Annotated in this window: 11 protein-coding genes; 7 read left to right on the forward strand and 4 right to left on the reverse strand. The window is 64.2% G+C overall.

The annotated features are described in order from the left end of the window. Positions 1-4 precede the first annotated feature (4 nt). Entirely contained in the window at positions 5-1675 is a 1671-nt protein-coding gene (gene hutU / locus NR187_RS32760; protein WP_256809174.1) for a urocanate hydratase, read from the forward strand. 153 nt (positions 1676-1828) lie between these two features. On the opposite strand, the gene blaBJP is transcribed toward hutU, so the two are convergent. Beyond that, positions 1829-2713, reverse strand: a complete 885-nt coding sequence (gene blaBJP / locus NR187_RS32765) for a BJP family subclass B3 metallo-beta-lactamase (RefSeq protein ID WP_211387044.1) — start codon at positions 2711-2713, stop codon at positions 1829-1831. A gap of 296 nt (positions 2714-3009) precedes the next feature. Then, complete coding sequence (locus NR187_RS32770; protein WP_256809175.1) at positions 3010-4086, reverse strand: hypothetical protein; 1077 nt, start codon at positions 4084-4086, stop codon at positions 3010-3012. A gap of 366 nt (positions 4087-4452) precedes the next feature. On the opposite strand from NR187_RS32770, the gene NR187_RS32775 reads away from it, so the two are divergent. Further along, positions 4453-5262 carry an extracellular solute-binding protein gene (locus tag NR187_RS32775; protein ID WP_256809176.1) on the forward strand — a complete coding sequence of 270 codons (810 nt, stop codon included), beginning with the start codon at positions 4453-4455 and terminating at the stop codon, positions 5260-5262. Here the strand turns inward: NR187_RS32775 and NR187_RS32780 are convergent. Continuing rightward, positions 5236-5934, reverse strand: coding sequence for an ABC transporter permease (locus NR187_RS32780; protein ID WP_256809177.1), 699 nt, complete (start codon positions 5932-5934; stop codon positions 5236-5238). The two genes, NR187_RS32775 and NR187_RS32780, sit on opposite strands and share 27 nt — an antisense overlap. Before the next feature lie 614 nt (positions 5935-6548). Between NR187_RS32780 and NR187_RS32785 the strand changes: the two genes are divergently transcribed. From NR187_RS32785 to NR187_RS32805, 5 genes are all read left to right on the forward strand, one after another. Next, positions 6549-8027 carry an FAD-binding oxidoreductase gene (locus NR187_RS32785; RefSeq protein ID WP_211387048.1) on the forward strand — a complete coding sequence of 493 codons (1479 nt, stop codon included), beginning with the start codon at positions 6549-6551 and terminating at the stop codon, positions 8025-8027. 193 nt (positions 8028-8220) lie between these two features. Continuing rightward, positions 8221-9132 (forward strand): 3-hydroxybutyryl-CoA dehydrogenase, encoded by a 912-nt coding sequence (locus tag NR187_RS32790; RefSeq protein WP_211387049.1) that lies wholly within the window; start codon positions 8221-8223, stop codon positions 9130-9132. Positions 9133-9269: 137 nt separating this feature from the next. Then, positions 9270-9734, forward strand: a complete 465-nt coding sequence (locus tag NR187_RS32795; RefSeq protein WP_211387050.1) for a group III truncated hemoglobin — start codon at positions 9270-9272, stop codon at positions 9732-9734. Positions 9735-9999: 265 nt separating this feature from the next. Further along, positions 10000-10653, forward strand: coding sequence for a ubiquinol-cytochrome c reductase iron-sulfur subunit (locus NR187_RS32800; RefSeq protein ID WP_256809181.1), 654 nt, complete (start codon positions 10000-10002; stop codon positions 10651-10653). A 129-nt stretch (positions 10654-10782) separates the two neighbouring features. Beyond that, complete coding sequence (locus NR187_RS32805) at positions 10783-12510, forward strand: methanol/ethanol family PQQ-dependent dehydrogenase (protein ID WP_256809226.1); 1728 nt, start codon at positions 10783-10785, stop codon at positions 12508-12510. A gap of 90 nt (positions 12511-12600) precedes the next feature. Here NR187_RS32805 and NR187_RS32810 read toward each other — a convergent pair whose 3' ends face one another. After that, positions 12601-12861, reverse strand: a complete 261-nt coding sequence (locus tag NR187_RS32810; protein WP_211387053.1) for a hypothetical protein — start codon at positions 12859-12861, stop codon at positions 12601-12603. Positions 12862-12916 lie beyond the last annotated feature (55 nt).

Genomic DNA, 12916 nt, shown 5'->3' on the forward strand with positions numbered 1-12916 from the left:
CCGCATGAACCGCCGACTGGACAATGACCGCACCATCCGCGCGCCCCGCGGCAGCGAGATCAGCGCCAAGAGCTGGCTGACGGAAGCGCCCTTGCGCATGCTGATGAACAATCTCGATCCTGATGTGGCGGAACGTCCGAGCGAGCTCGTCGTCTACGGCGGCATCGGCCGCGCCGCCCGCGACTGGGAGAGTTTCGACCGGATCGTCGCCTCGCTGCGCGAGCTCGAAGGCGACCAGACGCTGCTGGTCCAGTCCGGCAAGCCGGTCGGCGTCTTCCGCACCCATGCGGATGCGCCGCGCGTGCTGATCGCGAATTCGAATCTCGTGCCGCATTGGGCGACGCTCGACCATTTCAACGAGCTCGATTGCAAGGGCCTGATGATGTTCGGCCAGATGACTGCGGGCTCGTGGATATATATCGGCAGCCAGGGCATCGTGCAGGGCACTTACGAGACTTTTGTCGAGGTCGGCCGACGCCACTACGGCGGCAGCCTCGCCGGCAAATGGATTCTCACCGCTGGCCTTGGCGGCATGGGCGGCGCGCAGCCGCTGGCCGCGACCATGGCCGGCGCCTCGATGCTCGCGGTCGAATGCCACCCGAGCCGCATCGAGATGCGGCTGCGCACGGGCTATCTCGATCGGCAGGCTGCGACACTCGACGAGGCGCTCGCGATCATGGCCGAGGCGGCGAAGACCAGGAAAGCGGTCTCGGTCGGCCTGCTCGGCAATGCCGCGGAGATTTTCCCCGAACTGGTCCGGCGCGGCGTCAAGCCGGACATCGTCACCGACCAGACCAGCGCGCACGACCCGATCAACGGGTATCTGCCGAAGGGCTGGACGCTCGCCGATTGGGAAAACAAGCGTGCCTTCGATCCGAAGGCGGTGGAGCGTGCCTCAAAAACTTCGATGGTCGAGCACGTCCAGGCCATGCTGGATTTCCACGCGCAGGGTATCCCGACGTTGGACTACGGCAACAACATCCGCCAGATGGCGCTGGACATGGGCCTGAAGAACGCCTTCGATTTTCCGGGCTTCGTTCCCGCCTATATTCGTCCCCTGTTCTGCCGCGGCGTCGGGCCGTTCCGCTGGGCCGCGCTGTCGGGCGATCCCGAGGACATCTTCAAGACCGATGCCAAAGTGAAAGAGCTGATGCCTGATGACAAGCATCTGCACAACTGGCTCGACATGGCCAGGGAGCGCATCAAGTTCCAGGGCCTGCCCGCGCGGATCTGCTGGGTCGGTCTTGGCGATCGTCATCGCCTTGGCCTTGCCTTCAACGAGATGGTCGCGCGCGGCGAATTGAAAGCGCCGATCGTGATCGGCCGCGATCATCTCGACAGCGGCTCGGTGGCGAGCCCGAACCGTGAGACCGAGGCGATGAAAGACGGATCGGACGCGGTGTCCGATTGGCCGCTGCTCAACGCGCTGCTCAATTGCGCCAGCGGCGCGACCTGGGTCTCGCTGCACCATGGCGGTGGCGTCGGCATCGGTTATTCCCAGCATGCCGGCATGGTGATCGTCGCCGATGGCACGCCGGAGGCCGCAAAGCGGATCGAGCGCGTGCTCTGGAATGATCCAGCCAGCGGCGTCATGCGCCATGCGGACGCCGGCTACGAGACCGCGATCGACTGCGCCCGTGACAAGGGTCTCGATCTGCCGAGCCTGACGAAGTAGCGCGCCCGTTCCTGGCCTCAGGCCACGACCTTTGCAGCAGGCGTCCCGGCGCCGTCGAGGGGCGCAATATACTATCGCATGGCCAACGGTCCGAGCCGCCGTGCTCGCACACCTCTCCTCGTCGAGGCAAGGTGTGCGCCTTCCCGATGAATGCTATTTCTTCTCCAGCGCCGCCGTCTGCTTGGCGAGCTGCTTGTCGAAAGTCTCCGACAGGCCGGTGGCGTAGGTTGCGAGCTCGCCGGGCTTGACGAACGGGTTCGGCGCACCATCCTTCATCTCGGCGCGTTTGGCCTGCATGCCATAGACTTCCGGATGCGGCCCGAGCAGCACGTCGATCTTCATCGCCTTGACCTTGGCGAAGGTCGTGCGGTAGTCGTCGACGATGCCGGCATAGGTCGGCTGGCCGACCAGCCGGTTCAGCGCCACCGTGCCGCTGCAGAAGAACAGCACCTCGCGGTCCTGGCCACCGTCCTTGACGGTCATTTCCCAGCTGGTGCAGCCCGGGGAATGGCCGGGCGTTGCATGTGCCGTCAGCGTGGTGTCGCCGAGCGTGACCTTGTCGCCTTCGTTGACGGCGCGATCGACCTTCACCGCCGGGAAGGCGAGGTCCTCGTTCTTCTCGTCGCCTGGATAATAGCCGCCTTCGAGCAGAGGCCTGTCGCGCTCGCCCGCGATGAGCTGCGCCCCGGTCTCCTTCTTGATCTCGGCAAAGCCGCCGGTGTGGTCGAGATGCGCGTGCGTGTTCAGGATGATTTTGATGTCGGCGACCTTGAACCCGAGCTTTGCGATGTTGTCCTTGATCATTCCGGTCGACTGGGGCATCGCCGTGTCCATCAGGATCAGGCCCTGTGAGGTCTTGATGACGTAGACGGCGATGCCGTCGGTGCCGACATAGTAGATGTTGTCGATCAGCTGGAACGGGTCGAACGGCGCCGTCCATTTCTTCATGGCTACCGCCAGGAAGTCCTTGATGGTTTGCGCCTGCGCGCCGGTTGCCGATAGCGCCAATGCGCATAGCGCGGCCGTGAGCTTTCTCATGGTTTCCTCCAAAAGTGTTCTTGTCGTTTTGACCGGCCGTGGTTCGACCGGGGCGCAAGCTACGTCGCGCGAGGTTCGGCAGCAACGCCCCACATGTCCGGAAAAGTTCACGGCATGCGCGGAATAACGGTGCCTCTACGATTTGAGCATGGCGGCCATTGCGGCCACTCAGCCGGTTGGCGTTTGACCGCGGGCAGGCGGCTGGCCATAGTTTGCGCCAAAGGCGAGCCAAGGAAGACTCGTCAGCACCGGGAAGCCTGGAGCATCGCGCGCATCATCACCGAGGAAAAGAAGGATCAGGCGAGAGCGGCCTGGCGCTCCCGTATCGGTTCGCGGGCCCGCTCGAGCTTCGCGGGCCCGGCGAGGTGGGTGAAGCTGCGATGGCTCGCCTGCGTGGGAGCCTCGACGATGACGCCCTCGCAGACGATCTGCCCGCCGAGCATCCTGAATTCGAGCTTGTCGTAGCGCGGCATGGTCTCGCCGGGCGCGGGCGGCAGCAGCCCGACGCTGCCCTGGATGTTCAGCGTGGCATCGCCTGCGCCGTGAAGCCGCGGATTCCACATTCTGATCCCGGTCTCCGCCCAGCGCTGCCGGATCAGCGCGGCGCGGTCGGCGGGTTCTGCGGTTCTCGCGCGAGCTTTCGGCGCACTGCGAATCTCGGGAGCGGAAGACTCAAGGACCGGCTCCGGCACGATATTCGTGATGACGTCCGGCGTGTCGGCAGAAGAGTTCTCCGTGGTGGCAGCGACCGGCGCAAGATCATTTGCGGGGACCGGTTCGATCTCTGCTGCGACGAGGGGGGACGGGGAACCATCGACACTGTCTGAACCGTGCCCGATCGGAGAGACCTCGCTGCCTGCATGCGCGACACGCGAGTGATCGACGACGATGGGCTCGACATCCACGACGACGTCGGAGGAGAGATCGTCGTTGACGGTGACAACGGGAGCATCGTCCACTGCGTGTTCGAGGTCGATCAACGAGACCGGTGCCTCCTCCGCGACGACGGGGGCAACGCATGTCGAGAGTTCCACAGGCGGATCGTTGCTTGTGGGTTCAGTGGCTTCGACCGGCTCGCTCGCGACCTCGACCGGCGTGACAGACAGCTTTTCCGCGACGACCCTCTCGACCTCTGTCGGTGTCTCCACGGATGAATCGCCGCTGACGCTGAATTGGATTGGCGCTGCCGACGGGATCTCCGCGACGAGAGAGATCGCAGTGCCGTCCTCGGCAACCGGAGTCACGATCGTAATGTCGGCAACGATGGCGGGCGAATCGCCTGCCGCGATCTGCCCGGTGTCGATGCTGCCGCCGTGCGGCAACGGCCGTAGCTTCGTGAACGCCCATTTCACCGCAGGGATGCGGCGCAGCAACGATATCAGTCTCGAAAGCACTGGCAGTTGTCCAAGAGGTACTCGGGCGTGAGGCAATCGCTGATTCGCCAACAATACAAAAAACTGCCCCGGCCGTCACACTGATGTCAATGTAGGTGGGACCAATTGCAGAACATCGACGCCTACATCGCGCGCAGGCTTGTCTTCTCCCGTGCGACTGCGACCACGGTGCAGTGCCGCCGACGCGAATGACCTTGTGACAACTTGCGCGCGGGGCGGACGTTCCTGGTAAGGGAGCGTCGCGAGGATCATGACCAGGCGCGTTGCGGCGAATGTCGGGGTTTCCCGCACGCCTCTGTCGACGATAGGGTTTGGAACATCGGGCATCTGGGGTAAGGACGAGGCATGAATAGGATAATCACCCTCGGGGCGGTTCTGCTCTGGTCTACGATCGCATCCGCGCAGGATCGCACCATCACCGTGGCCTCGACGACGTCGACGGAACAGTCGGGCCTGTTCGGCTACCTGCTGCCGCTGTTCTCGAAAGCCGGGGGCATCGATGTGAAGGTGGTTGCCGTCGGCACCGGCCAGGCGCTAGACATCGGGCGGCGTGGTGACGCCGACGTGGTGTTCGTTCATGACAGGCCGGCCGAAGACAAGTTCATGTCCGAAGGGCATGGCGTGAAGCGCTTCGACGTCATGTACAACGACTTCATCATTGTCGGGCCGAAGAGCGATCCTGCAAAGATCGCCGGCGGCAAGGATGTTGCCGAGGCGTTGCGCAAGATCGCGGCGGCGAAGGCGACGTTCATCTCGCGGGGGGACAAATCCGGCACGCATGCTGCCGAGCTGAGGCTGTGGAAGGAGGCTGGTGTCGACCTCGGTGCGGGCAAGGACGGCTGGTATCGCGAGATCGGCCAGGGCATGGGGCCGGCACTGAACATGGCGTCGTCGTCGAATGCCTATCTCCTGTCGGATCGCGGCACCTGGCTGTCATTCAAGAATCGAGGCGAGCTTGCCGTCCTGACCGAGGGCGACAAGCGGCTGTTCAACCAGTACGGGGTCATGCTGGTGAAGCCCGCGAAGCATTCGAACGTGAAGGCGCAGGACGGGCAGGCTTTCATCGACTGGCTGGTCTCGCCGAAGGGGCAGGAGGCGATCGCCGGCTACAAGGTCGGCGGCGAGCAGCTATTTTTCCCCAACGCGTCCCACTAGCAGGAAGGCGACGGTCGACACGGCAACGCTGAGCGCGAGCAGGATCAATCCGAGCCCCAGCGCCAGCGGCAGGTCCCCCTTGCTGGTCTCCAGAGCGATCGCGGTCGTCATCGTGCGCGTGAAGCCGCGGATGTTGCCGCCGACGATGATGATGGCGCCGACCTCGGCGATCGCGCGCCCGAAGGCTGCGAGAAAGGCCGTCAGCAGCGAGGTCCGGCCCAGCGCGAGCAGCAGCGCCATGCTGCGCAGCGTCGACAGTCCGTCGATCCGCGCCAGGTCGCCATACTCCGCCCACAGCAGGCTCGCCGGCCGGTGCACCAGCGCCACCACGATTGGTGTGGCGAGCAGCGTCTGCGCGATCGCCATGGCCGCCGGCGTGAACAACAGCCCGGCTGCCCCGAGCGGGCCTGACCGCGTCAGCAGAAGATAAAGCGCAAGCCCGACCACCACGGGCGGAAGACCAAGCAGGGCATTGGTCAGCACGATGATGACCTGCCGCCCGCGAAAACGAGCGATCGCAAGCAGGGCCCCGAACGGCGCGCCGATCAAGAGCGCGACGATGCTAGCGGTCAGGCTGACGCGGACCGACAGCCCGACGATGCCCAGAAGCTCGGCGTCGGCCTCGCCAATCAGCGTGAAGGCGGCAGCGATGGAGCGTGCGAAGTCGTTCATCCGTGTCTGAACGTCGGCGCCCGCCAGACCATCTTGGGGGCGTCGATTTCGGGACTGCGGAGATGTTTCACGTCTAATTCCTTGCGGGTATCCTGGTGCAAAGCGGCGGTGCGGTCGCATTCCGCAGGCCCTTTGCGGCTCCGCCTGCCTTCCCTGCAGCAGGCCAATCACAGAATACTCGCGTGGCGCGGTTTGGAAACCGAATTTAGCCGGAAATCAGAGTCCGCAGAGGGCAGCGTCCGGCTTGCGCCTCAGCGCTCGACGCTGGCCGATGCCGAGACCGTCGGGGCTGCCCCGATGCTCTGCTGCCAATAGCGTTCGATCTGGTCGATCAAGGCAGTCGGCAGCGGCACGTAGTTGAGCGTCTCCGCCTGCGGCCTTCCGTTCTCCGCCGACCAGCGGACGAAGTCGATGGCGGGGGCCGACCGTTCCTGAAATTTCGGAGCGCGCTTGCGTTCGGCATTCGAAGCAGATCCGCATATGCACTGCGGTCGGCGACGTTCCCGCCAGGGCGATCTTCGTGATAGGCTCATCGTGCAACGCCTAGAATTAAAACAAGATTGAAGGCCGACGCGCCGAAAGGCTGCGCAGAAGAGCCGCAAAGAGAGGAACACATGCCGGGTGCAGTCCTTCCCATCGCTCCCTCCATTCCGACCGTGCCCGTGACGCCAGCCGTCCTCGACCGCTTGCGGGCCATCGTGGGCGACAAGGGCCTGGTCCTGGACGAGCACGACAAGAAGCCCTTCGTGACCGACTGGCGCGGCGAACTGGTGGGGCAGGCAGGGGCGGTCGTGCGACCAGCCAGCACCGCGGAAGTCTCCGCTGTCGTCAAGCTCTGCTACGACAACGGCATTGCCATCGTGCCGCAGGGCGGCAACACCGGCCTGATGGGTGGTGCCACGCCATGGCCCGCGCACCGCGGGATACTCCTGTCGCTCGGTCGCATGAACCACGTGCTGAACGTCGATCCCGTCGGCTACGCCATGACCGTGGAGGCGGGCTGCATCCTCCAGACGCTTCAGGACACCGCCGCGCACCATGACCGCTTGTTTCCGCTCAGCCTGGGTGCCCAGGGCTCATGCATGATCGGAGGGAATCTGTCCACTAATGCGGGTGGCGTGCAGGTGCTGCGCTATGGCAACGCGCGCAATCTGGTGCTGGGTCTCGAGGTCGTGCTGGCCAACGGCGATGTCTGGGATGGCCTGCGCGCGCTCAAGAAGGACAACACCGGTTACGATCTCAAGCATCTGTTCATGGGCGCGGAAGGTACGCTCGGCATCATCACCAAGGCGGTGCTCAAGCTCTGGCCCGCGCCGAAGGACGTGTGCACCGCATGGCTCGCGATCCGCGATCCCAGCGCGGCGATCGAGCTCCTGTCGGAGGCACATGCTGCCTCCGACGATAACGTCGGCTCGTGCGAACTCATGAACCGCGCCTGCACCGACATGGTGCTTCGCCACGTTCCCGGCATCCAGGATCCTCTCAAGGCAGAGACCGAATGGTATCTTCTTCTCGAATGGTCGTCGGCGCGGTCGCGGCAGGACGGCGGCGCGGGCATGTCGGACAGGATGGAGCAATTCCTGGCCGACCAGATCGAGGCGGGCCGGGTGCTGGATGCGGTGATCGCGCAAACCGAAGCCCAGTCGCGCAACATGTGGCGCATCCGCGAGAGCGTGGCCGAGGCATCGCGCGCCGAGGGGCCGGGCCTGAGCTACGACGTGTCGATCGCGGTCTCCAGGGTTCCCGAGTTCATCGGCAAGGGTCTCCGCGCCGTGCTCGAAATCCTGCCGACGATCCGCCCCTATCCGCTCGGCCACATCGGGGACGGCAATTTGCATTTTTCCTTCATGGGCCCGAAGGGCATGGATCGCGATACCCTCACCCAGTATTCCGCGGCGATCACACGGGTGGTCAACGACCTCATCACCTCCATGGGCGGGTCGATCTCGGCGGAGCACGGCATCGGCATCGAGAAGCTCGACGAGCTCCAGCACTATCGCTCCAGGACCGAACTCGATGTCATGCGCACGATCAAACGGGCGCTCGACCCCAAGAACATCATGAATCCAGGCAAGGTGCTCCGTCTCACCTGAGGTGAGCCGGCAGGGTCCCCGCTGGTCCCCCATCCCTGGCGCCCTTTGGGGGCGTGATACGGCCCGTAACCGGTCCGCAAGGGCGCCAAATCATGGCCGTTCACGACCGAAGGGCCGCTTTATTCCCGTCCCGGATGCTTTAAGGAAGGGGCAGGATCAGGTCGCACCCGCCCGGCGGCGGTGTTAGACCCTGATGCAGGAACAATGGGGCCGGTGCAGGCACGGCCGCAAGGATGAGAAGGGATATGAGGCAATGATCCAGACCGTTGGCATCATCGGGGCAGGGACCATGGGAAATGGGATCGCGCAAATTTGTGCCGCGGCCGGGCTCCCGGTCGTGATGGTCGATATTTCCGATGCGGCGGTGAACCGCGGGATTTCGACCGTCGGCGGCAGCCTGGAGCGCTTGGTCAAGAAGGAGAAGATGTCGGCGGCCGACCGCGATGCGACCCTCAAGCGCATCACCGGCACCACCGACCGTGCCAAGCTCGCCGATTGCGACCTCGTCATCGAGGCCGCGACCGAGAACGAGGAGCTCAAGGTCAAGATCCTGAAAGACCTCTGCGCCACGCTGTCGCCGCGCACGCTGCTCGCGACCAACACGTCGTCGATCTCGATCACCAAGCTCGCCGCAGCGACCGATCGCCCTGACCGCTTCATCGGCATGCATTTCTTCAACCCGGTTCCGGTGATGGCGCTGCTGGAGCTTATCCGCGGCCTGCAGACCTCCGACGACACCCACGCCAAGGCGCTCGATTTCGCCCAGCGCGTCGGCAAGGTGGCGATCACGGCCAAGAACAGCCCCGGCTTCGCCGTCAACCGCATTCTGTGCCCGATGATCAACGAAGCGATCTTCGCGCTCCAGGAAGGGATCGCGACCGCCGAAGAGATCGACGCCGGCATGAAGCTCGGCTGTAACCACCCGATCGGGCCATTGGCGCTGGCCGATCTCGTCGGGCTCGACACCATGTTGTCGGTGATGGAGGTCTTTTACAAAGGCTTCAACGACCCCAAATACCGTCCAGCCCCCTTGCTCAAGGAAATGGTCGATGCCGGCCATCTCGGCCGCAAGACCGGGCAGGGTTTTTACACCTACAGCGCCTGACGATGGCGCAGGCGGCGGGGCGCTTTGTGCCCGCCGCCTGATCCCGCAATTTGCGCTGCGACAAGGACGCCGCGCGCAATTGGCCCGACAATGTCGAGTGGGCGGCTTGCGGAACAACGGAACGGACAACAAAGAACATGTCGGATCGACTGAAGGCCGAGCGCGAGGCGGCGGCCGCGCGCCGCAACCTGTTGACCCAGAACGCGATCGAGCGCACCGGGATCACCGAAGAGATGATCGGAGAGCTCGTGACCCGCTTCTATGGTCGCGTCCGCGAGGATGCGCTGCTGGGGCCGGTCTTCGCGATCGTGCAGAATTGGGACGAGCATCTGGCCAAGCTCAGGGATTTCTGGTCGTCGGTCGTGCTGATGAGCGGCCGCTACCACGGCTCGCCGATGCGTGCGCATATGCCGCTGAGCCTAGTCGGGGAGCATTTCGACCGCTGGCTCGATCTGTTCGAACAGACTGCGCGCGAGATCTGTCCGCCTCCGGCGGCCGCACTGTTCATCGACAGGGCGCGCCGCATCGCCGACAGTTTCGAGATGGCATCGGCAACCGTTGCCGGTCGCATCGCTTCGCCGCGTCACGTGCTCCGCTCCTAGAATACAAAATGCCTGCCTGAGAAACGCGCAGCCGTATTGTTGTCGCCGACATCGCGATGCGTGGTGGCGCATTGCACCAATGCCGAGAGCATCGGTCTGATCTGCAAAATCATCATGCCGGTCGCGCAGCGTGACGTTGCAATTGAAAATAAGCGCGTGAATGCGCGTGTTCGCATTCAATCAGCGCGAGCAAAGTCGTATTGATGCACTGCGGCGAAAAATCTCCGCCTTTTTTTCGGCAGAGTTCCAGCGCCTGCTTGCAGGCATGTCGAGTGCATCGTTCAACACATCCTCTTCATCCTCCGACGACACAGCGGAAACCAAAGCTGACGCCTGCGCGGAGCAAACGCGGCGGGCGCTCCTGATTGGTGCGCTGGCCACCACCGCTTGCCTTGGCTGTGCCCCGCAAGTCCGTGCGGGCGAGGATCCGCCCGGTTCCGACGAACGGCCCCAGAAAGGCGATCTGCTCGTCTTCTCCGAAGGCGATCAGGAGGGAAAGCTCGTCACCGCGGCCGATCTGTCGGCCGGCGGACCGCCGGTACATGCCTGGCCGAAAGACCCGAAGACATCGGTCGTGCGCAGCGCCTCGCGCCTCAACGAGATCCTGATCATCCGGCTCGATCCCGCCGAGCTCGACGAGCAGACGAAAGCGCGCGCTGTCGACGGCGTCATCGCCTATTCGGCAATCTGCTCGCATGCCGGCTGTCCCGTCACGGCCTGGGTGAAGAGCGATGTCGGCGACAAGGAGGTGTTCAAGTGCATGTGCCACAACTCCGAATACGATCCTCGCGCGGGCGCGCAGGTCGTCTTCGGGCCGGCGCCGCGACGGCTCGCGGCGCTGCCGCTGGCGCTGGCTGACGGCTCGCTCAGCGTCGCCGGCAACTTCATCGGAAAGGTAGGTGGCGCGCAGCCGGGATGATGGACGGTGCGGGTTGTGCCCGCGTCACGAGAGGCCGCATCCGCCGAGGGGCGGACGACGGGACGAACGACAAGAATTCAAAACAAGAATTCACGCGGATGAAAAAGGGGAACGTCCATGAAAACGTCCATGACCAGGAAGCAGTGGTTACTGTCCGGCTTCGTCGCCTTCACGTGTTTTGCCTCGACCGCTGCCATGTCAGGCCCGATCGAGAATTATTCTCCGGTCACGGCGCAGCGGTTGGAAAATCCCGAGCCCGCCAACTGGATGCTTTACCGGCGGACCTATGACGGGCAGGGCTACAGCCCGCTCGACCAGATCAACACCTCCAACGTGAAGAACTTGACGCCGGTCTGGACCTTCGCCACCGGCGTCGTCGAAGGTCACGAGGCGCCGCCGATCGTCAACAACGGCGTGATGTTCGTGACGACCCCGATGGGGCAGGTGATCGCGATCAACGCCAGGACGGGCGATGAATACTGGCGCTACAAGCGGCAGCTCCCCGACGACCTGTTCCAGCTGCATCCGACCAATCGCGGTGTGGGTCTGTGGGAGGACAAGCTCTATCTCGCCACCACCGACGACCACGTGGTCGCGCTCGACGCCAAGACCGGCAAGGTGGTGTGGGACACCAAGGTGCAGGACTACAAGAAGGGTCAGTACATGACCTTGATGCCGCTGATCGTCGACGGCAAGGTCATCGTCGGCGGCTCCGGCGGTGAACTCGGCGTGCGCGGCTATGTCGCCGCCTTCGATGCCAAGGAAGGCAAGGAACTGTGGCGGACCTATACCATTCCCGGCGAAGGTGAGCCCGGTCACGACACCTGGCAGGGTGACGACTGGAAGACCGGTGGCGGATCGGCCTGGATGACCGGCAATTACGACAAGGACACCAAGACGATCTATTGGGGCGTCGGCAACGCCGCGCCATGGCCCGGCGAGACGCATCCCGGCGACAATCTCTACACCTCCTCGGTGCTCGCGCTCGATCCGAGCAACGGCAAGATCAAGACCTATCACCAGTATCACCAGAACGATTCCTGGGACTGGGACGAGGTCGATGCGCCGATGCTGATCGACCTGCAGCGCGATGGCCGCAGCATCAAGAGCCTGGTCCATCCCGGCCGCGACGCGATCTTCTGGGTGCTCGAGCGCACGCCGACCAAGATCAACTACGTCGCCGGCTGGCCGTTCGTCTCGACCGATGTCTGGAAGGGCATCGATGCCGAGACCGGCAGGCCGATCGTCGATCCCGCGCACAAGCCGGTCATCGGCAAGCGCGTCGAGTTCTGCCCCTCACTGTGGGGCGGCAAGGACTGGCCTTCGGCGGCCTACAGCCAGAAGACCGGCCTCGTCTATGTACCCGCCAACGAGAATTTCTGTGGCGGCTTCACCGGCGAGAAGGTCCCGCTCAAGGCGGGTGAGCTCTGGCTCGGTACCAAGCCGGAGGACATCGGTCTGAAGGTGAAGCCCGGCGCCGATCATTTCGGCGAGCTCCAGGCTTGGGATCCCGCCACCGGCAAGAAGGTGTGGCAGCATAACTTCCCGAAGTCGCAGCTGTTCGGATCGGTGACGGCGACGGCGGGCGATCTCGTCTTCGTCGGCGGCACCAACGACCGCAACTTCCGCGCCTTCAACGCCAAGACCGGCGAGCTGTTGTGGGAGCAGAAGACCAACTCCGGCATCATGGGCATGCCGGTGTCCTATGAGATCGACGGCACCCAGTACATCGCGATCCAGTCGGGCTGGGGCGTGGACGCGCAGCGTATCCAGGATGCGCTCGTGACCAACAATATCGGCATCGAAGCCAACGTGCCGCAGGGCGGTGTGGTCTGGGTGTTCGCGCTGAAGAAATAAGCTCCGCGGCGGATCGAAGACGGCGGAGCATCTGGGGGCAAATGCGGCGGACGGCAACGTCCGCCGCATTTTGCTTTGCGCGACCGTGGTTCATTTGCCCTGGCGGTCGACCTTGTCTTTCTCCTTCTGGTTCATCTCCTGAACCTTCGGATCGGTGCTGCTCTGCCCGGTGGTCTGGGTGGTCGAGGCGGGCGGGGCGGCGGCGTTGGGTACCGAGGTCTGGTCCGGCGCGGTCGGGCGCGTTGCCGTCGTCGGGGGCGTCGTGCTGCTCTGGGCGAATGCGCCTGCGGTCGTCATGAAAAAGGCGCCCGACAGCAATGAGACTGCGAGCGCCTTTGAGGTGTTGGTCATCGATCTGCTCCTGTCAGATCGATGGAAACGGCGCGAGGCCGTTCTATGTTCCGTC

Origin of the sequence: Bradyrhizobium sp. Bra64, assembly GCF_024519875.1 — a bacterium.
Taxonomy (GTDB): domain Bacteria; phylum Pseudomonadota; class Alphaproteobacteria; order Rhizobiales; family Xanthobacteraceae; genus Bradyrhizobium; species Bradyrhizobium japonicum_G.

Excerpts from the sequence above, each read along its gene's own strand:
- hutU (WP_256809174.1), top strand. The coding sequence starts at position 5 with ATGAACCGCCGACTGGACAATGACCGCACCATCCGCGCGCCCCGCGGC.
- blaBJP (WP_211387044.1), bottom strand. The coding sequence starts at position 2,713 with ATGAGAAAGCTCACGGCCGCGCTATGCGCATTGGCGCTATCGGCAACC.
- NR187_RS32775 (WP_256809176.1), top strand. The coding sequence starts at position 4,453 with ATGAATAGGATAATCACCCTCGGGGCGGTTCTGCTCTGGTCTACGATC.
- NR187_RS32780 (WP_256809177.1), bottom strand. The coding sequence starts at position 5,934 with ATGAACGACTTCGCACGCTCCATCGCTGCCGCCTTCACGCTGATTGGC.
- NR187_RS32785 (WP_211387048.1), top strand. The coding sequence starts at position 6,549 with ATGCCGGGTGCAGTCCTTCCCATCGCTCCCTCCATTCCGACCGTGCCC.
- NR187_RS32790 (WP_211387049.1), top strand. The coding sequence starts at position 8,221 with ATGCAGGAACAATGGGGCCGGTGCAGGCACGGCCGCAAGGATGAGAAG.
- NR187_RS32795 (WP_211387050.1), top strand. The coding sequence starts at position 9,270 with ATGTCGGATCGACTGAAGGCCGAGCGCGAGGCGGCGGCCGCGCGCCGC.
- NR187_RS32800 (WP_256809181.1), top strand. The coding sequence starts at position 10,000 with ATGTCGAGTGCATCGTTCAACACATCCTCTTCATCCTCCGACGACACA.
- NR187_RS32805 (WP_256809226.1), top strand. The coding sequence starts at position 10,783 with ATGACCAGGAAGCAGTGGTTACTGTCCGGCTTCGTCGCCTTCACGTGT.
- NR187_RS32810 (WP_211387053.1), bottom strand. The coding sequence starts at position 12,861 with ATGACCAACACCTCAAAGGCGCTCGCAGTCTCATTGCTGTCGGGCGCC.